Raw genomic sequence first — 19,255 nt, 5'->3', positions numbered from 1 at the left:
AGCGGGACGCTCCCGGGATCATCAGTGCGCGAGGCATCAAAACTCCTGACCGAGCAACAGGTAGCTGAGCAGGAACACCGGCAGGGCCGCCGTCAGGCTGTCGATGCGATCGAGGATGCCGCCGTGGCCTGGCAACAGGGTACCGGAATCCTTGATGCCGGCCTCCCGCTTGAACATGCTCTCGGTGAGATCACCGAGTACGGATGCCAGCACCGCCAGCAGAGAACAGAGCAGCACTGTCACCATCTTGGCAGGCACGAACCCCATGAACCAGGTCACGCCGATGGCCAGAAGGCTGGCGGTGAACAGGCCGCCCAGCATGCCTTCGATGGTCTTGCCCGGGCTGACGGACGGTGCCAGCTTGTGCTTGCCGAACGCCTTGCCGAAGAAATACGCGCCAGAATCTGCCGCCCAGACCAGCCCCATCACGAACAGCAGGATCCAGGCCCCCATCATGGGGTCGTGGTAGAAGTTGTAGCCACGGATGGCCACTAGGGACCAGAAGAAGGGCACCAGGGTCACCAGGCCGAACAGGGACTTGAGCCAGATGGACTCTCGCCACAGCCTGGCACTTCGCGGGTAGCGCAGCACCAGCAGCAGCCCCAGCAGCCACCAGCTGACGGCGGTCCAGAGCACGCCCATCACCAGCGGATGCAGTTGGGGGATCCAGAGTTGCTCCACCGGCACCCAGAACAGGCTGGCCCCGAGCAACAGGCAGAACACCAGCGGCAGCCACTGCTGCGGCTGGGCAGAAACGAAGGCACTCCACTCACGGCTCGCCAGCAGGAAGACCAGGGCAGCGAGCAGGGCAAAGAATTTCAATGGCAGGAAAAACAGCGCCCCCAACACCAGGGGCACTAACAGTAGTGCTGTAATAATTCGTTGTTTTAGCAAAAGAAACCTCTCTCTTGGGAGCGGGGTTTAGCCGGTCTGTTGCGCGGCGATCAATTCCCGGATCTGTTCACCCGTACACCCGAAACGACGCTCGCGAGCAACGAAGGAGGCGACAGCCCCACTGAACTCGGCCTCGTCAAAATCGGGCCACAGGACCGGGGTAAAATAGAGTTCCGCATAGGCAAGCTGCCACAACACGAAGTTGCTGATGCGATGATCACCACCGGTGCGGATCAGCAGATCCACCGGCGGCAGGTCGGCCATGCAGACCTCGCGTCCCAGTGCAGCCTCGTCGACCGCCTCGGCATCCAGCTCGCCTACGGCCACGGCCCGGGCCAGCTTGCGGGCCGCCTGGGCGATGTCCCACTGACCGCCATAGTTGGCGGCGATGTTGAGGGTCAGCCCCCGGTTGTCAGCGGTCAGGGCCTCGGCCTTGGCGATCTTGGCCTGCAATCGTTCACTAAAACGAGAGGTATCGCCGATCACCTTGAGACGGATCCCGTTTTCGTGCAGTTTTTGTACCTCACGCCCCAGCACTGTCATGAAGAGCTCCATGAGGGCATTGACCTCCCCCTCGGGGCGGCGCCAGTTTTCACTGGAAAACGCAAACAGGGTCAGCGCCTCCATCTTGGCACGGGCGGCAAAGGACACGGCCTCACGCACGGATTTCACGCCCGCCTTGTGACCGGAAACCCGCATCTTGCCGCGGTTCTGGGCCCAGCGACCATTGCCATCCATGATGATGGCGACGTGACGAGGCAAGGACGAGCCGGCGCTATCGCCAAGCGCAGCCAAAAGCGACATTCATTTCTCCCACAAAGACAAAAGCGCCGTGCAGGGGCACTACACGGCGCTCGTAATATACCTGTCGGAGGCTTAGATTTCCATTAGCTCCTTTTCCTTCGCAACCAGGGCGTCATCCACCAGCTTGATGAAGGTATCGGTCAGCTTCTGGATCTCTTCCTGGGCACGACGGTCGTCGTCTTCGGAGATCTCTTTGTCTTTGAGCAGGGCCTTCAGATCGGCGTTGGCATCGCGACGGATGTTACGAATGGCGACGCGGGCACCTTCGGCTTCGGCACGGACGATCTTGGTCAGATCGCGGCGACGCTCTTCGGTCAGCGGCGGCAGCGGCACGCGCAGGGTCTGGCCGTTGCTGGACGGGTTCAGGCCCAGATCGGAGGTCAGGATGGCTTTTTCCACCGCCTGGATCATGGAGCGATCGAAAATGGAAATGGAGAGGGTACGGGCATCTTCTGCCACCACGTTGGCCAACTGCTTCAGAGGAGTGGCAGCACCGTAATACTCCACCTGGATGCCGTCGAGCAGGCTCGGGTGAGCACGGCCGGTACGGATCTTGGACATCTGGGTCTTGAGCGACTCTACGCTTTTGCCCATGCGGTCCTTGGCGTCGTTTTTAATCTCGTTGATCACAGTGGTTTTCCTTTTGGCGAACGAGCCGGCGGGCGGCCCGTATCTATCTTGTTGACTGGCGTAATGGACAAGCGAGCAGGGCTCACACTTGCCTTACTTGCTGCCCTGGTGGATCAGGGTACCTTCCGGCTCGCCCATGATCACCCGGCGCAAGGCACCCGGTTTGTTCATGTTGAACACCCGGATCGGCAGATCGTGGTCGCGGGCCAGGGTAAAAGCAGCAAGATCCATCACTTTGAGTTCTTTTTCAAGAACTTCATCATAACTCAGTTCCTGATAGAGCACTGCATCCGGGTTCTTGACCGGATCGTCGGTGAACACACCATCGACCTTGGTGGCTTTCAGCACCACGTCGGCTTCGATCTCGATGCCGCGCAGGCAGGCTGCGGAGTCGGTGGTAAAGAAGGGGTTGCCGGTACCGGCGGAGAAGATCACCACCTTGCCGGCACGCAGCTGGCTGATGGCCTCTGCCCAGCTGTAGGAGTCGCAGACCCCCTGCAGGGAGATGGCAGACATCAGGCGGGCATTCACATAAGCACGATGCAGGGCATCACGCATGGCCAGGCCGTTCATGACGGTCGCCAGCATGCCCATGTGGTCACCCACCACGCGGTTCATGCCCGCCTTGGCAAGACCGGCACCACGGAACAGGTTGCCGCCGCCGATGACCAGACCGACCTGAACACCCAGCTCAACCAGCTCTTTGATCTCTTGGGCCATCCGTTCCAGCACCGCCGGATCAATGCCGAAACCCTCGGATCCTTGCAGGGCTTCACCACTCAACTTCAGAAGAACACGTCTGTATGCAGGCTTGGGATTGGTACTCATGTCACTGATTCCTGGTCATATAAAGACCGCGACATAAGTCGCGGTCTGGGGAAACGGAAAAACCGGTTCGATTAGGCCTTCTGAGCGGCCGCGATCTGTGCTGCTACTTCAGCAGCGAAGTCGGTCTCTTGCTTCTCGATGCCTTCGCCCACTTCGAAACGGGTGAAGGAAACAACGTCAGCGCCTTCTTTCTTCAGCAGCTCGGCAACGGTCATGGAAGGATCTTTCACGAACGGCTGACCAGTCAGGGAAACCTCACCGGTGAACTTCTTCATGCGGCCTTCAACCATCTTCTCGGCGATCTCTTTCGGCTTGCCGGAGTTGATGGCGATGTCGATCTGGATTTCGCGCTCTTTGGCAACGACTTCAGCAGACACGTCTTCGGGCTTGACGAATTGCGGGCTGTTGGCAGCAACGTGCATGGCCAGATCTTTGGCCAGCTCGTCGGTACCGCCGACCAGCTTGGTGATAACACCGATACGGGAGCCGTGAACGTAGGTGCCCAGATTGTCACCTTCAACCAGCATCACGCGACGCAGGTTCATGTTCTCACCGATCTTGGCGATCAGGTTGGTGATGGTCAGCTCTACGGACTCACCGTTACCGAAGTCGGCGGCTTTCAGCGCGTCAACGTCAGCGATTTTCTGGGTAGCAGCGATCTCGACGATCTTCTGACCCATGGCCAGGAAACCGGCATCCTTGGAAACGAAGTCAGTCTCGCAGTTCAGCTCGATCATGACGGCAACGTTGCCTTCGGTACGGGCGAAGATCACGCCTTCAGCGGCGATACGGCCCGCTTTCTTGGCGGCCTTGGCCTGACCGGATTTACGCATGTTTTCGATAGCCAGCTCGATATCACCGTTGGCTTCTTCCAGCGCTTTTTTGCAATCCATCATGCCAGCGGCGGTGCGCTCGCGCAGTTCTTTTACCAGGGCGGCAGAAATGTTTGCCATGTCCAGTATCCTCGGTCTTGAATTGACAAGAAACAGGGGCCACAAGGGCCCCTGCTAACCAATTACATCAGCTTGGTTAATAAGGGCTTTTCAGTCCTTATCAATTACTCAGCTTCAACGAAGCCATCTTGTTCGGCTTGAACAACGATGTCCTGCTCGCGGGCTTCCAGAACGGTGTCAGCAGCAGCGTTCAGGTACAGCTGTACGGCACGGATAGCGTCGTCGTTACCCGGGATGACATAGTCAACGCCGTCCGGGTTGGAGTTGGTATCAACGATGGAAACTACCGGGATACCCAGGTTGTTGGCTTCTTTGATAGCGATGTGCTCGTGGTCGGCATCGACAACGAACAGAACGTCAGGCAGGCCGCCCATGTTCTTGATACCACCCAGGCTCTTCTCCAGCTTTTCCATTTCGCGAGTACGCATCAGCGCCTCTTTCTTGGTCAGCTTGTCGAAGGTGCCGTCTTGGCTCTGGGTTTCCAGATCTTTCAGGCGCTTGATGGACTGACGAACGGTTTTCCAGTTGGTCAGCATGCCGCCCAGCCAGCGGTGGTTAACATAGAACTGGTCGCAACGCTCAGCGGCTTCTTTAACGGCTTCAGACGCGGCACGCTTGGTACCAACGAACAGTACCTTGCCTTTCTTGGCAGCTACGGAGCTGATGAAGTTCATGGCATCGTCAAACATCGGAACGGTTTTTTCCAGGTTGATGATGTGAACCTTGCTGCGGGCGCCGAAGATGTAGGACTTCATTTTCGGGTTCCAGTAACGAGTCTGGTGACCGAAGTGAACGCCGGCTTGCAGCATGTCGCGCATAGAAACTTTAGCCATTTTATACCTCTGTATTGGGGTTAGGCCTCCACACATCCCATGTAACCGACCCCAAGGGGGCACCCCGGTACAGGTGTCGATGTGTGTGTGTTGTTTAAGTAAGGGTGATGGAGGGGGACACGAGTTCCCCATTCCGGCGCGCTTTATACCATAAGTTTGGTCACGACACCACCAGCTGCAGCGCTAAAAATGGATCCCTGCACAGGGTGCGACCGCTGGATGACGTTGCGATGACGATCACACTGGAAGTAAACGGGGGTTGGGGATAAAATTTCGCCCTGATTGCAAACGCATCTATTTTTCATTACCCGGTTGCTGGTCATCGCCAGGATGCGCAACCGGGCCCCAAGAGAGATCCCATGTCCATTAAAATCAAGACACCGGAAGAGATTGAAAAGATGCGCGTTGCCGGCCAGCTGGCTGCCGACGTGCTGGTCATGATCGCCCCCCACGTCAAGGCAGGCGTCACCACAGATGAACTGAACACCCTGTGCCACGACTACATCGTCGACGTACAGCAGGCCATTCCCGCACCGCTCAATTACCACGGCTTCCCCAAGTCCATCTGCACCTCGGTCAACGACGTGATCTGCCACGGCATCCCGAACCACAAGAAGCTGCGGGAAGGGGACATCATCAACCTGGACATCACCGTCATCAAGGATGGCTACCACGGCGACACCTCCGCCATGTTCATCGTGGGCCAGACCACGCCCCTGCGCCGCCAGCTGTGCAAGATTGCCCAGGATAGCCTCTACGCCGCCATCAAGAAGGTGCGTCCGGGTGCCTGCATCACCGAGATCGGCGCCGTGATCCAGCCCATCGTCGAACAGGCCGGTTTCTCCGTGGTGCGCGACTACTGCGGCCATGGCATCGGTGCCGAGTTCCACGAAGAGCCGCAGATCCTGCACTACCGCAACGGCGGCAAGCTGGAGCTGAAAGCGGGCATGTGCTTCACCATCGAGCCCATGGTCAACAGCAAGAAGTATCACTGCAAGGTCAATCCGAAGGACGGCTGGACCGTCACCACCAAGGACGGCGGCGACTCCGCCCAGTGGGAGCACACCCTGCTGGTGACCGAGGATGGCTGCGAGGTGCTGACCCTGCGCCCGGACGACACTATCGACCGTCTCATCAAACACGGTTAACATCAAACCCCGGCCCCTCGCCGGGGTTTTGTTTTTATCAGCCGCAGGCCCCGCACGGCGGCCTGCGACAAGAGTGTGAGACGCCATGGACGCCAGCCTGCTTTCCCCCCATCTGCTGCCCGACGATCAGCTCACCCGCGAGAACTGCAAGGAGTACCTGAGCCGTTTTCTCGGCTGGCTGCACGAGCGCTTCGATGCCGGTGACAACATCATCGAACTGGTGGCCACCCGCTCCGAATACATGGATGCGCTGCTGACCCGGCTGTGGCACAAGTTCGGGTTCGACAAGACGGAACTCACCCTGATCGCGGTGGGGGGTTATGGCCGGGGCGAGCTGCACCCCCACTCCGACATCGACCTGCTGCTGCTCTACGAAGGGGATGAGCTGGACGAGGTGCTGGGGCTGCGCATCGGCGAGTTCATCACCCTCTTGTGGGATCTCAAGCTGGAGGTCGGCCAGTCGGTACGCAACGTGGCCGAGTGCATCGAGCAGGGGCGTGCCGACATCACGGTCGCCACCAACCTCATCGAGGCACGCTATATCACCGGCCGTCTGGCGGGCTTCGAGCAGTTGCAGGCCGCCACCCAGCCCCAGCACTTCTGGCCGAGCGAAGCCTTCTTTCGGGCCAAGCGCGAAGAGCAGACCCTGCGTCACCAGCAGTTCCTCGGCACCGCCTACAAGCTGGAGCCGGATCTCAAGAACAACCCCGGGGGTCTTCGCGATATCCAGACTCTGGCCTGGGTCGCCCGCCGCCACTTTGGCGCCACCACCCTGTTCGAGATGACCAGCCACGGTTTTCTGAACCGCGCCGAATATCGCGAGCTGCTCGACTGCCAGAACTTCCTGTGGAAGGTGCGCTTCGCCCTGCACATGGCCATCAACAAGGGGGACAACCGCCTGCTGTTCGACCGCCAGCGTACCGTGGCCCAGATGCTGGGCTTCGAAGGGGAAGGCAACGGCCCGGTAGAACAGATGATGAAGCGCTTCTACCAGACGGTGCGGCGCGTAGCCGAGCTCAACGAGATGCTGCTGCAGCTGTTTGACGAGGCGATCCTCGGCAACACTGCCATGGACGTACGCCGCATCAGCGACGAATTCCAGCTGCGTGGCCGCCTCATCGATGCGGTGGACTCCGAGCTGTTCGGCAGGGATCACGCCGCCATCCTGCGCCTCTTCTACCAGATAGCCCAGCACCCGGAGATCGCCGGCATCCACTCCGCCACCCTGCGCCAGTTGCGCGAGGCCAGGCGTACCCTGAGCTGCTGGCTGCAGGATCTGCCCGAGTGCCGCCGCCTCTTCATGGCGCTCCTGCGCCACCCCAACGGCATCGGCCAGCCGCTCACGCTCATGCACAAATACGGGATCCTGGCGGCCTACTTGCCCCAATGGAATCTCATCGTCGGCCAGATGCAGTTCGACATGTTCCACGCCTACACGGTGGACGAACACACCCATCGCCTGCTCCAGAACATCCACCGTTTCCCCAACCCGGCCAGCCGCCAGACGCACCCGCTCTGCCACGAGGTGTTCACCCAGCTGCGCAAACCCGAGCTGCTCAGCATCGCCGCCCTGTTCCACGACATCGCCAAGGGACGGCGGGGGGATCACTCCGAACTCGGCGCCGTGGATGCGCTGGAGTTCTGTCAGCTGCACGGGCTGGATCGTTACGAGAGCCGGCTGGTCGCCTGGCTGGTGCGCCACCACCTGTTGATGTCGGTGACCGCCCAGCGCCGCGACATCTACGACCCGGACGTGGTGACCGACTTTGCCCAGAAGGTGCGCGACGAGTTGCACCTCGATCTGCTCTATTGCCTGACCGTGGCCGACATCTGCGCCACCAACGACACCCTGTGGAACGACTGGAAGGGCACCCTGCTGCGGGAGCTCTATTTCGCCACCCAGAAAGCCCTGCGCCAGGGGCTGGAGAACCCGCCGGACATGCGCCTCAAGATCCGCGAGAACCAGCGCCAGGCCAGGCAGATCCTGGCCCAGCGCGAGGTGCCTCTGGAGGCAGTCAACACTCTCTGGAACGACTTCAAGGCCGACTACTTCCTGCGCCACAGCCCGGAGCAGATCGCCTGGCATTGCCGCAAGATCATCGCCCATGGCGACAACCCGGCCCCTCTGGTGCTCATCGGCAAGCACCCCATCCGCGGCGGCAGCGAGGTGTTCATCTATTGCCGCGACATGCCCAACCTCTTTGCCACCGTGGCCTCGGCGCTGGATCAGAAGAACCTCAGCATCCATGACGCCCAGATCATGAACTCGCGCAACGACTATGTACTGGATACCTTCATCGTGCTGGAGCCGAGCGGCGAGCCCATCAGCCCCAATCGCACCGCCACCATCAAGAAGGCGCTGGAGAAGGCGTTGCAGGAGCCGGGCAAGCTGGTGCTGCGCAGCAAACCCCTGTCACGGCGCCACCGCCAGTTCAGCGTGCCGACCCGGGTGGTGTTTCTGCCCCACAAGGGGGAAAACCGCCACACCCTGCTGGAGTTGACGGCACTGGATACCCCGGGCCTGCTGGCACGCATCGGCGCCGTGTTCCAGCAGTGCGGGCTGTCGCTCCACGCGGCCAAGATCACCACCATAGGCGAGCGGGTGGAGGACTTCTTCAGCCTCACCACCCTGGCCGGGGAGCCCCTCAGCCAGGCCGAGCAGCAGGCACTGGAAGAGAGACTGGTCAACCAGCTCAATCCCAGGGAACCCGGTGATGAGGCGGGCTGAACAGGCCATGAAAAAGCCTCATAAGAGGCTTTTTCATAGTGTTGATTTCTCAATCATAACAAGTGGTTGGGCCACTCAAGCACAATAAAACGCCTTTCTTCGGAAGAAATCGGCAAGAGCCCTTAAAAACGATTGGAAAAGTGTGATACAACAAACAGAATTTTTTAAAGGAAACCTGTCATGACCCAGTTGCAACAGACCATCGAAGCGGCCTTCGAGCGCCGTGACTCCATCACTCCCGGCTCCGTCGATGCCGCCACCAAGGCCGCCATTCTGGAAGCCATCGACCTGCTGGACTCCGGCAAGGCCCGGGTCGCCGAGAAGATCGCCGGCGAGTGGGTCGTCCACCAGTGGCTGAAGAAGGCCGTACTGCTCTACTTCCGCATCAATGACAACGGCATCATCAAGGGCGACGACGCCCAGTACTACGACAAGGTTCCCCTCAAGTTCTCCGACTACAGCGCCGAGCAGTTCAAGGCCGCCGGTGTGCGCGTGGTGCCGCCGGCCACCGCACGCAAGGGCTCCTTCATCGCCCCCAATACCGTGCTGATGCCCTCCTACGTCAACATCGGTGCCTTCGTCGATGAAGGCACCATGGTCGACACCTGGGCCACCGTGGGCTCCTGCGCCCAGATCGGCAAGAACGTGCACCTCTCCGGCGGCGTCGGCATCGGCGGCGTGCTGGAACCGCTGCAGGCCAACCCGACCATCATCGAGGACAACTGCTTCATCGGTGCCCGTTCAGAGGTGGTGGAAGGCGTGATCGTGGAAGAGGGCTCCGTCATCTCCATGGGCGTCTTCATCGGCCAGTCCACCCGCATCTATGACCGTGAAACCGGCGAGATCCACTACGGCCGCGTCCCGGCAGGCTCCGTGGTCGTCTCCGGCTCCCTGCCCTCCAAGTGCGGCAAATACAGCCTGTACGCGGCCGTCATCGTCAAGAAGGTGGATGCCAAGACCCGCGCCAAGGTGGGGATCAACGCCCTGCTGCGCTCCATCGACGAGTAATTCCTCGCCGATGTCATCGAGGGCACTTCTGGTGCCCTTTTTCATGCCCGGTCTCATGGGCCTGCCGGATTCCCTGCCCCTCTATCACTACGCCCCTCTTGCCAGGCAATTCCGCCCGCCTATGACCGTGCTGGCGAGGCACTCCCCCTCCCCCTTGGCTCGTCGATACAAAAGACCGCTTTGAAGCCATCCTGAATTTGGCGCACCTGTCACAGGCAAGCGGGCGCGACTCGGGTAAGATATACGGGTCAGGATCGTTTCAAACCAAGGAAGCCCGATGTACGAGAATCTGAAGAGCCTGGGGATCCAGGAGCCCACCTCGGTGGACAGCTACACCCTGCGCCAGGAAGCCAACCACGACATCCTCAAGATCTATTTCAAGAAGCAGAAGGGCGAGTTTTTCGCCAAGAGCGTCAAGTTCAAGTATCCCCGTCAGCGCAAGACCATGCTGGTCAACTCGGGCACCCATGAATACAAGGATGTCACCGAGATCAACGCCAACCTCAAATACGTGGTGGACGAGCTGGACAGTCTGACCCAGGGCGGACAGACCCAGGCCGACCCGGATATCAAGCAGAAGATACTGCGCGACCTGCGCCATCTGGAAAAGGTGGTACAGAACAAGATCAGCGAGATTGAGCGGGATCTCGAGAAGCTCTAGCCTCTTCCCAATGCATCAGGCGCCATCAGGCGCCTTTTTTGTTCCTCTTCGCCGGGATCAGACTACCTCGTCTCGGCGATTCTCCTGACTCGCGCCCAGCAAAAAGGGAGGCTTGCGCCTCCCTTTTCGGAACTCGGTATGAAAGCAGGGATTAGTTGCTCTTCATCCAGATGTCCATGTCGGTTTTCAGGTTGTCGGACTTGGTGCCGAAGATGGCCTGTACACCAGAACCTGCAACCACTACACCGGCAGCGCCCAGCTTCTTCAGACCAGCCTGGTCAACCTTGGCCACGTCCTTCACACCAACACGCAGACGGGTGATGCAGGCGTCCAGGGAAGAGATGTTCTCTTTGCCACCGAAGGCAGAGACCAGAGCGGCAGACATCTCGTCCTTGCTCTGAGCGGCAGAGGACTCTTGTGCGGTCTCATCTTCGCGACCCGGGGTCTTCAGGTTCATGGCGCGGATAACGAAGCTGAATACGACGTAGTAGACAGCGGCATAGACCAGACCCAGACCCACCAGCAGCAGCATGTTGCTGGCACGCGGGGATTGTACGATGAAGTCGATGAAGCCGTTGGAGAAGGTGTGGCCGTGCACGACACCCAGCATGTTGGTCAGCACGTAAGCCAGACCAGCCAGCAGGGCGTGGATGGCATACAGCACCGGAGCCACGAACAGGAAGGAGAACTCGATAGGCTCGGTGATACCGGTCAGGAAGGAGGTCAGGGCTGCGGAGGCCATGATACCAACGATCTTGGCACGGTTTTCCGGCTTGGCAGCGTGTGCGATGGCAAACGCAGCGGCAGGCAGACCGAACATCTTGAACAGGTAGCCACCGGCCAGCTGACCGAAGCCGTTACCGGCAGCGCGGGTAGCGTCATCAGCGGTCAGGAAGCAGGTCATGATGCCGTGTACGGTTTCACCGGCGGCGTTGACACAGGTACCAGCCTGGTAGAAGAACGGCACGTTCCAGATGTGGTGCAGACCGAACGGGATCAGGGAGCGCTCAACCACGCCGTAGATACCGAAGGCCAGTACCGGGTTCTGGTTGGCAGCCCAGTCGGAGAAGGCACCGATGGCACCACCGATCGGCGGCCAGATGAAGGAGAGCAGAACACCCAGACCGATGGCAACGAAGCCGGTGATGATGGGAACGGCACGTTTGCCAGCGAAGAAGCCGAGGTACTCGGGCAGCTGGATCTTGTAGAAGCGGTTGAACGCCCAGGCAGCGACACCACCGGCGAGGATCCCACCCAGTACGCCGGTATCGATGCTCTCGACACCCATCACAGGGGCCATCACCTTCAGGGTGGCAACCATGATGCCGTAACCGACGATGGCGGACAGGCCGGATACACCGTCGTTATTGGTGAAGCCAAGGGCCACGCCCACGGCAAACAGCAGGGCCATCTGACCGAAGACAGAACCACCGGCCTGCTCCATCAGTTGGGAGACGATTTCCGGCAGCCAGCTGAAGTGGGCAGCACCCACCCCCAGCAGGATACCTGCAACGGGCAAGACCGATACTGGCAGCATCAGCGCCTTACCGACCTTTTGCAGATTAGAGAAAGCATTTTTGAACATGTGTGCGCTCCTGAATGGATTTTTTCCGACAACGACACAGTACAGGTTATGGATGACGATTTTCTTCATCCGCGATAGTACCGAAGACGTTTCCCGGGTTGCTTATTTTGACCATCAGAATATAACCCAGAAGAATTAGAAATGCCTTAGCCCAGAGCAAGCTAATAATAAATTTGGAGGAGAGATCACAAGATAATAAATAAGCAGGGAGGGGACTATCTTGAATATTATTTCGTATTGTTATGGGTTCGCCGCAAAAAGAAAAAAACCACTTCAGAATAAATCACACAGAAACAAAACAATACCCAACGAAACCCATTGTAACCATATGTAACTTATTGCGGTTTTATATTATCCAGTCTACCGATTAAAAAGGCCTCCAACAAGGGAGGCCTCCAACAAATATTGATTTAAATAACCCCGGTTATTTAGTTCTTTTGTGAGCGCTTAACCGCATCAATAAAGACGGACTTCGCCTTGGTTGAACCGGCACGCTCGGCCTCGCTCACGAGCTGCATCGCCTTGTCGATATCCCCGGCCTTCACGGCCTTCTCGATCTGGGTGTTGTAGAAGCTCTCGGTTTCGCTCAGCATGGCAGGAGCCGGCGTGCTCGGCGCTGCGGCCACTGCAGCCGTAGTCGCTGTCGCAGCCACGGCAGTCGCGGCCGGCTTGGCCTGGCTCATGGCAACCTTGTCGGCGTATTCCGGCTTGAACACGGCCTCCAGGCCTTGCCCCTTGGCCATGTCCGTCACCTTGATCTGTACCAGGCCCCAGGGGGAATGCGGGATCACGGGGTCCTTGATATCTGGTTCGACCGTGCCATTGGCGCGGGCAAAGGCCTTGGCAGGGTGCAGGATGGTGGTGCTGCCGGACAGCTCATCGGCCGGTGCGTAGACAACCATATAGGTTTCGCTGGCGGGATTGCCCGGCATGCTGCGATCCACGAACACCCGACCTTCGATCCTGTCGTTGTCGAGCAGGTGGGCAGGCTGGTACGCAAATACCGATTCACCCAGCACGCGCGTTACCTTGAACTGGGCATCCAGCATGATCACCTTGGGAACCAGCACCGTCTTGCTAACCTGGGAAGCCAGGGTAATGGCCAGGTTGCCGGTATTGGCCGGAAGACGATAGGCGGCAAAGTAGCTCATCCCCTCGTCAAACTGATAACTGGGCTGCTTGCCATCGATGGCCAGCAGCGTCTCGCCTTCCGGCAGAGAAACATAATTGAATTCGTTGAAATCCTTGCAGCAGCTCGTCGCCTGGGAGAGCGCCTGCTTGGCCTGGTCGGCATTGCTCAGGATGGAGGCGTGCTCCTGCACGGGCACAACCATGCTACCGGAACAGCCGGCCAACAGCGCGGTAACCACGGCCGCGATAGACATCTTTACCAGTTTCATTCTTCTTATCTCCATAACCCGATAGCCAAATCCAGCGAAACAAAACTGCCCCCATAAGGGGGCAGTCACTAACTTAACTGAAGATACTGCTTACCACCAAGCCTCAGCTTGTACACCCACTTGCCAGGTGTCATCGGAGGTACCGCCTTCGAAGCTGTTCTTGCTACCGTTAGCATCAGCTTCGGTGTCAGCCAGGTAGGAGGCGAACACACGGATTTCCGGACGGGCCCAGAAGCTGGCACCGGCAGACCAGGCCTGAGCCAGGGTCAGCTTGTAACCACCATCCTTGTCGCTGCCGCCGCTGGTATAGCTGGTCTTGTCCTTGAAGTAGCCACCTTCGAAGATGGTCTTGTTGAAGTCATCCCACTTGTACATCGGGCGGACGACGGCAGAGAAGGTTTGAGTCTCGTCATGACCACTCCACATCTCGTTGCCTACGCCGTAGACCAACTGGTGGCCCATCTCCCAGGAGTTACCCATCGGGATGACGCCCCAGTTGATGATACGGTAGCCGTCGGCACCGTCTTTTGCTTCGGCACCGTACCAGGAGCCATCACCGTAGTAAGCCATGGTCTTGGAGTAGCCTTCGGTACCGTACTGCAGCACAGTCTTGTTGAAGCCACCGAAGATGCCCTGGGTCAGCTCGGCAGTCAGCATGACGCCGTCTTTCATGTTGTCGTTCTTCAGATCTTTCTGGGCGTCGGTCTCATTGACCAGGGCGTACATGGCGCCCACTTCCAGAGAGCCGTCTTGCCACAGCGGGATACCGGCATAGCGCAGATCCAGGGTGTTGACGTTCAGGTCTTCATTTTTACGATAGATGGGATCACCAGTAGTCGGGTCTGTACCGATCTGGTTGTACTGACCGAAGACATCGGCCGCACTGCGATCGTTGCGCACCCAGGCGAAGGAGATCTTGCCGGGGCCAGCCTGGATACCTTCAATACCTGCGCCAGGACCGGAGATGTTCCAGTAGTAGAAGTCAGAGATGTGGATGTCGTGACGTTGATAGAAACGCTTACCGGCCCAGAGGGTGGCTTCCGGCGCGAAGCCCAGCAGACCCTTGGCTTGTACGTTGAACTGACGCAGTGCGAATTCAGAGTCGCCGTTGCACTGTTTGGCATCGAAGTTACAAACGGTGCCGGTCCCTTCCCAGTCATTGGAACCATTGGAAGTCATGGCAAACATGGAGTCTACATAGAAGGTCTTGCCATCTTTGTTGAAGACTTCCTGACCCAGTTGCACTTCACCATAGGTGTCGTTTTCGTTACCCAGACGACCGACCTTGTTGACGTTGTATTTGACCATGTCCCCGTCACCGGAAACACCGACACCTGAACGGAAGTAGCCGTGGAAATCAACGGCGAAGGCGGCTTGGGAAGCCAGGGCTGCGGTAACTGCTGCAGCGATCGGGAGCCACTTTGCTTTCATTTTCATTTTCCTTATTCCCGCTGGGAGGAGTGTGATCCTGATATTCAAGTTCTTATCACCGGAAAAACGTTTTGGTGATAACCGGGGTCGATTATATGTACCCGATTTCGGCACAAACATGAGCTGATTCACAAAATGGTGACAAATCGCCCGCATCGCACCGGGAGGGCGAAGTTGAGATGACAAATGGACAAAAAAAGAAGATAAACACCAATAAAAAGAAAAAACAAACAACAACAAACCAAAGAAATCGCTTTCAAATATTAATTCGCGATGATTGTTAAGTATTAAAGTCACTGTTCGGTGACAAAAACATGACTGAAATCGCTTTCAATGGGGAACTTTTAATTTTCTGATTTGTCGCCATTCTGATGAATATCAGCCTGGCAAAGGGCGTCATCGGCGAGAAAAATAACGAAAAAAAAGCAGGGAATATTTGAGGGGATGAGGAAAAATAGACCGAAATAACGCTCCCCCGTCATCGGCATCACGGGGGAGAAATTAAAAAACCAGACCCAATCCGGCTACAGCCTATTTTCCCAGGTCTTCAGCCAGGCCAGCGCAGCCACCTCGGGCTCATCCTCCACGGTCGCATCTATCTCAAGACGCGGCACCAGGGCGTCGGCAGCCAGCTCCTGCAACAACTCGTCGAGCCGCCGTCCCGCCCCGCAGAAGTGTTCATAACTGCTGTCTCCCATGGCGATGAGGGCATAGCGCCACCCCTTCATATAAGGTGCGCGATCCGCCAGGGCGCTGGCGAAAGGCTGCAGATTGGGAGGTATATCCCCCTGCCCGGTCGTGGCGCTGACGATCAGCAGGAATCGGGAGGCATCGATGTCCGTCAGCTCGGCCTCCTCATGGAGGTGGCAGACATGGCCGTTGGCTTCCAGGTGGTCACTCAGGGTCTCGGCCACCAGCATGGCTGCGCCATAGACGGTGCCGACCAGGATGTCGATCTCGGCCATCAGCGCCTCCCCAGAGGCGATCGCGGGCCCGGTTCTAAGCTCAGGAGGGCGCACGCCGGCAAAGCAGGTGCGCGCTGTATTGCGAAGGAAAATGCGTGTGGAACCATGAGTCATTCCTCTGACGGACGTGGTCTACAGCATGCCACAGCCCGGTCAGAGGCAACAGATGGAGACGGCGATCAGTTGCCGTAGTCGCTCTCGCTGGCGGGCCATCCCAGTTCGGCGAACAGTTGCAGTACCTGGGGACCCAGCGGCGCCTGGATCCGCATCGGCACCTTGAGCACGGGATGCTCGAAACTCAAGCGGTGGGCGATCAGCAGCAGCCTGTCGCAGCCGTAGTGCTCGCGAAAGAAGCGGTTGTGCCGGCCATCACCATGGGTGGTATCACCGACGATGGGATGGAACAGGTGGTCCAGGTGGCGGCGAAGCTGATGCTTGCGCCCTGTCTTGGGAAAGAGGCGCACCAGGCTGTAACGGCTGGTGGGGTGCTTCTTGGAGACCGCATGGGGCAGCTCGACCTGATGCAGGCGACGAAACGCGGTCACCGCCTCCTGGGCGGGGCGATTCGGGTCGCTGAAGGCATCGGCAATCTTGTCCAGTTGCTCCTTGAGCGGATAGTCGATGAGCCCCTCCTCCGGCGCCCATCCCCGCACCAGCGCCAGATACTCCTTGTGCACCCGGCGTGAGGCAAACGCCTCGGTCAGGGTGCGAGCGACGGCAGGATCCAGCGCAAACAGCAGCACACCCGAGGTGGGCCGGTCGAGCCGATGTACCGGATAGACGTGGCGGCCCCCGATGAGGTCCCGGGTCATCTGCATGGCGAAGCGGGTCTCCCCCTTGTCGAGCCAGCTTCGATGCACCAGCAGGCCGGACGGCTTGTTCACCGCCACCAGCCAGTCATCCTGATAGAGCAGGGTCAGGGACAAGGCTTTCTCGACGTCGGTCTGCTCCGCCATCATTGGTCAACCACTTTGCCGGAGAGCAACAGATCGAAACGGGCAATCAGGCGCAGCAGGGCCTCCACCTCGGCCAGCTCTTCCTTATAGACTTCGCTCGCCATGGGATAGAGGGAGACGCTGGTCGGCAACGGCGCCTGCAACAGCACCAGCTGCTCCATGCGCGGGATCAGCACGAACTGCAGCCACTGATCGAAACTCAGGGTATCGACGCAGAACGGCAGCTCGCTGGCCAGCGCCTCCTCCCCCGGATGCTCGGCTTGCCAGCGTTCCAGACGTTGCAACTCGGCGGTCAGCTCTCCCAGCAGGCCGGCCACCAGCAGATATTGATTCATCTCGCTCACTTCCTCATTCGTGCGGTCGGCGAATGCCGGCGCCCCACTCATTACAGCCATCAAAAAGGGGCGCTACTATACACTGCCCCAGGGGTGGCTGCCATGTTGCCGTCGCCACCGTGCCCGGTGTGGCCACCACTGGCTATCTGGTGCAGCCTCCTTATAATCCCCCGCATCACCTTCAAGCCGGATCTCCCCATGTCTTCCATCAACACGCTGACCGAATTTCTGACCCAGGCCGATACCCAGTTCCAACTGTTCGACATGGGCCGCCAGGTGCGCCCGCTGGCGAACGACCTCTTCATCCGCATCGAGCAGCAGCAGGAGCCCTACCCCTGGCCGCTGCAGCAGCATGCCTGGCTCGGCGTGCACTTCTTCCAGCCAGCCGAGTCGAAACACTATCTCTGGTTCCTCAAGTTTGCGCTCGATGAGCGCGGCCTGCTCATCTCGAGCGGCCCCAAGCACTTCATGGATCAGGTGGTCGAGACCCTGGGCTACAAGCTCACCGGGGAATTGGATGAAGAGAAGGCCCAGCGCCTCGCCGACAACCCCTACACCTTCCGGCCGGCCGAAGCCAAGATGGCGAGCCTGCACGCCAAGCTGGCCCGCCAGCTGGAGCAGGCACCGTCCGCCTACTACGAGGCGCTCTGCCACTACCTGGCAGCGCCCGGGGAAGAGGGATGGCAGAGCCTGGGACTGCAAGGCTTCGCCGATCTCGCGGAGCGGCTGCAGGATGAACGCAATCTTGCCCTGGTATGCAAGGCCCTGCCGAAGCTGCCGCAAGCGCCCCTCTATGCCCTGTGCCAGAGCCTGGAAAACGCCCCCCTGCCCCCGGCTCTGCAGGGCGCTCTGCTGGAGCGCATCGGCAAGGAGCAGGAGTGCGCCGACCCCGATGCCGAGACCCTGGCCTATCTGTGCCGGGCGCTGGCCTCCTGCCCCGGCAATGCCCTGCGCAGCAACAAGCTGCTGACTCTGCTGCAGACCCGCTCCAGCCCGTCCCTGCTGCTCGCCATCGCAGGCCGTCTCTGGCCCGATCTCAAGAGCCCCGAGTTGCTCGGCCTGTTTTTGGAACAGCTCGCCCTGCAACCCACCCAGTTCTTCAACCAGGTGTTTGCCGAACTCGTGACCCTGCCGGCCCTGCGCAATGATATGCTGGCAAGGCTGCGTGACCCCGAACGCAGCGAGGCACTGGGTCAGGCCATCGGCCGCCTGTTCACCTCGGCGTAGGGATATCCGATACCAAGGCCCGGCCCCCGCGGGAGCCGGGCCCCGCTCATGCATCACAGAAGGAACCCGTTGATGGGAGAAATGCTTGGGATCTTGTTGCTCGGCCTCGTCGGCTGGGCCTTCTGGCAACAGCGCCGCCAGGCGGAGCTGGCATGGCAATACATGCGCCGCTACTGCCAGCACCACGATCTGCAACTGCTGTCGCTGGCACGCACCCACCGCGCCCTGGGCCACAAGCCCCTGCGCCTGCTCACCTACTACCAGTTCGAGTTTTCCAGTGACGGGGAGAGTCATTACCAAGGCCAGCTCTGCATGCAGGGGCTGCACGTCGCCGGGGTCGAGCTGCCCCCCCATCGTCTGCCCTCCTAGGGACTGGCTATAATTCTCGACAATCCCCTTGCCAGGAGCGCCGAGATGGAACTGCTAACCCATGACATGACAGCCCTGTTTGCCCAGCTGGGGCTGGCCAATGACGACATCAGCCTGCACCGCTTCATTCGCGAGCACCCGCTGGACAACCAGACCCTGTTGCCGGACGCCACCTTCTGGACCGCGTCCCAGGCCGGCTTCCTGCGCGATGCGCTCTGGCATGACTCCGACTGGGCGGAAGCCATCGACCAGCTGGACGTGATGCTGCGCCAGGCAAACTGAGCCTCGCCCTTTCCTGGCCGCCGGGCTTTGGTTAAGCTCTCTCCCCCAGCCAGCAAGACGGCCGCGCAGGAGCCAAGATGTCAGTCCAAGAGATCATCCAGATAGCCAACGAACTGAGCGCGAAGGGGATCACCCCCTCTACCGCCATGGTCAAGGCCCGCCTCACCCACCCCGTGCCCATGGCCGAGCTCCTCAAGGTGCTGAGCCAGTGGAAACAG

The 19,255-nt window shown here is 59.5% G+C and carries 19 protein-coding genes; 7 read left to right on the top strand and 12 right to left on the bottom strand.

The window, feature by feature from the left end; translation table 11 throughout:
- Window positions 1-36: 36 nt before the first annotated feature.
- From BN1136_RS17145 to rpsB, 6 genes are all read right to left on the bottom strand, one after another.
- Window positions 37-894 (bottom strand): phosphatidate cytidylyltransferase, encoded by an 858-nt coding sequence (locus BN1136_RS17145; protein ID WP_043758718.1) that lies wholly within the window; start codon window positions 892-894, stop codon window positions 37-39.
- Between the two features lie 27 nt (window positions 895-921).
- Window positions 922-1,698: a polyprenyl diphosphate synthase gene (uppS, locus tag BN1136_RS17140; protein ID WP_043758716.1), complete on the bottom strand. Its 777-nt coding sequence runs from the start codon at window positions 1,696-1,698 to the stop codon at window positions 922-924.
- A gap of 72 nt (window positions 1,699-1,770) precedes the next feature.
- Window positions 1,771-2,328 carry a ribosome recycling factor gene (frr, locus tag BN1136_RS17135; protein WP_043758714.1) on the bottom strand — a complete coding sequence of 186 codons (558 nt, stop codon included), beginning with the start codon at window positions 2,326-2,328 and terminating at the stop codon, window positions 1,771-1,773.
- A gap of 93 nt (window positions 2,329-2,421) precedes the next feature.
- A complete protein-coding gene (pyrH, locus tag BN1136_RS17130; protein WP_043758712.1) occupies window positions 2,422-3,156 on the bottom strand; it encodes a UMP kinase in 735 nt (244 codons plus the stop codon).
- Between the two features lie 71 nt (window positions 3,157-3,227).
- Window positions 3,228-4,109, bottom strand: a complete 882-nt coding sequence (gene tsf / locus BN1136_RS17125) for a translation elongation factor Ts (RefSeq protein ID WP_010673404.1) — start codon at window positions 4,107-4,109, stop codon at window positions 3,228-3,230.
- Window positions 4,110-4,213: 104 nt separating this feature from the next.
- Window positions 4,214-4,942, bottom strand: coding sequence for a 30S ribosomal protein S2 (gene rpsB / locus BN1136_RS17120; RefSeq protein WP_005343780.1), 729 nt, complete (start codon window positions 4,940-4,942; stop codon window positions 4,214-4,216).
- A 359-nt stretch (window positions 4,943-5,301) separates the two neighbouring features.
- On the opposite strand from rpsB, the gene map reads away from it, so the two are divergent.
- The 4 genes from map to BN1136_RS17100 all read left to right on the top strand — a co-directional run bounded on the left by map (window position 5,302) and on the right by BN1136_RS17100 (window position 10,487).
- Window positions 5,302-6,090: a type I methionyl aminopeptidase gene (gene map, locus BN1136_RS17115; RefSeq protein ID WP_043758708.1), complete on the top strand. Its 789-nt coding sequence runs from the start codon at window positions 5,302-5,304 to the stop codon at window positions 6,088-6,090.
- A gap of 85 nt (window positions 6,091-6,175) precedes the next feature.
- Window positions 6,176-8,818 (top strand): bifunctional uridylyltransferase/uridylyl-removing protein GlnD, encoded by a 2,643-nt coding sequence (gene glnD / locus BN1136_RS17110; RefSeq protein ID WP_043758706.1) that lies wholly within the window; start codon window positions 6,176-6,178, stop codon window positions 8,816-8,818.
- 180 nt (window positions 8,819-8,998) lie between these two features.
- The gene (gene dapD / locus BN1136_RS17105; protein ID WP_025327920.1) at window positions 8,999-9,826 is read left to right on the top strand and encodes a 2,3,4,5-tetrahydropyridine-2,6-dicarboxylate N-succinyltransferase; all 828 of its coding nucleotides are present in this window, start codon (window positions 8,999-9,001) and stop codon (window positions 9,824-9,826) included.
- A 277-nt stretch (window positions 9,827-10,103) separates the two neighbouring features.
- Entirely contained in the window at window positions 10,104-10,487 is a 384-nt protein-coding gene (locus BN1136_RS17100; RefSeq protein WP_042074730.1) for a DUF3461 family protein, read from the top strand.
- A 151-nt stretch (window positions 10,488-10,638) separates the two neighbouring features.
- Here the strand turns inward: BN1136_RS17100 and ptsG are convergent, their stop codons facing one another.
- From ptsG to BN1136_RS17070, 6 genes are all read right to left on the bottom strand, one after another.
- Window positions 10,639-12,072: a PTS glucose transporter subunit IIBC gene (ptsG, locus tag BN1136_RS17095; RefSeq protein ID WP_043758701.1), complete on the bottom strand. Its 1,434-nt coding sequence runs from the start codon at window positions 12,070-12,072 to the stop codon at window positions 10,639-10,641.
- 428 nt (window positions 12,073-12,500) lie between these two features.
- Complete coding sequence (locus BN1136_RS17090; protein WP_043758699.1) at window positions 12,501-13,472, bottom strand: MalM family protein; 972 nt, start codon at window positions 13,470-13,472, stop codon at window positions 12,501-12,503.
- 90 nt (window positions 13,473-13,562) lie between these two features.
- The gene (locus BN1136_RS17085) at window positions 13,563-14,903 is read right to left on the bottom strand and encodes a maltoporin (protein WP_043758698.1); all 1,341 of its coding nucleotides are present in this window, start codon (window positions 14,901-14,903) and stop codon (window positions 13,563-13,565) included.
- A 524-nt stretch (window positions 14,904-15,427) separates the two neighbouring features.
- Entirely contained in the window at window positions 15,428-15,868 is a 441-nt protein-coding gene (locus BN1136_RS17080; RefSeq protein ID WP_043758696.1) for a flavodoxin, read from the bottom strand.
- 179 nt (window positions 15,869-16,047) lie between these two features.
- The gene (gene truC / locus BN1136_RS17075; RefSeq protein WP_043758694.1) at window positions 16,048-16,827 is read right to left on the bottom strand and encodes a tRNA pseudouridine(65) synthase TruC; all 780 of its coding nucleotides are present in this window, start codon (window positions 16,825-16,827) and stop codon (window positions 16,048-16,050) included.
- Window positions 16,824-17,159 (bottom strand): YqcC family protein, encoded by a 336-nt coding sequence (locus BN1136_RS17070; protein WP_043758692.1) that lies wholly within the window; start codon window positions 17,157-17,159, stop codon window positions 16,824-16,826. The genes truC and BN1136_RS17070 overlap by 4 nt, the downstream gene beginning before the upstream one ends.
- A 198-nt stretch (window positions 17,160-17,357) precedes the next feature.
- Between BN1136_RS17070 and BN1136_RS17065 the strand changes: the two genes are divergently transcribed.
- The 3 genes from BN1136_RS17065 to BN1136_RS17055 all read left to right on the top strand — a co-directional run bounded on the left by BN1136_RS17065 (window position 17,358) and on the right by BN1136_RS17055 (window position 19,037).
- A complete protein-coding gene (locus BN1136_RS17065; RefSeq protein ID WP_043758690.1) occupies window positions 17,358-18,386 on the top strand; it encodes a DUF3549 family protein in 1,029 nt (342 codons plus the stop codon).
- 72 nt (window positions 18,387-18,458) lie between these two features.
- Window positions 18,459-18,755: a DUF3301 domain-containing protein gene (locus BN1136_RS17060; RefSeq protein WP_039039421.1), complete on the top strand. Its 297-nt coding sequence runs from the start codon at window positions 18,459-18,461 to the stop codon at window positions 18,753-18,755.
- Window positions 18,756-18,800: 45 nt separating this feature from the next.
- Window positions 18,801-19,037, top strand: coding sequence for a DUF2789 domain-containing protein (locus BN1136_RS17055; protein WP_043758684.1), 237 nt, complete (start codon window positions 18,801-18,803; stop codon window positions 19,035-19,037).
- Window positions 19,038-19,255 lie beyond the last annotated feature (218 nt).

This window comes from Aeromonas taiwanensis, assembly GCF_000820165.1.
In the GTDB taxonomy this organism is placed as follows: domain Bacteria; phylum Pseudomonadota; class Gammaproteobacteria; order Enterobacterales; family Aeromonadaceae; genus Aeromonas; species Aeromonas taiwanensis.
This window is presented reverse-complemented; position numbering and strand designations above follow the sequence as displayed.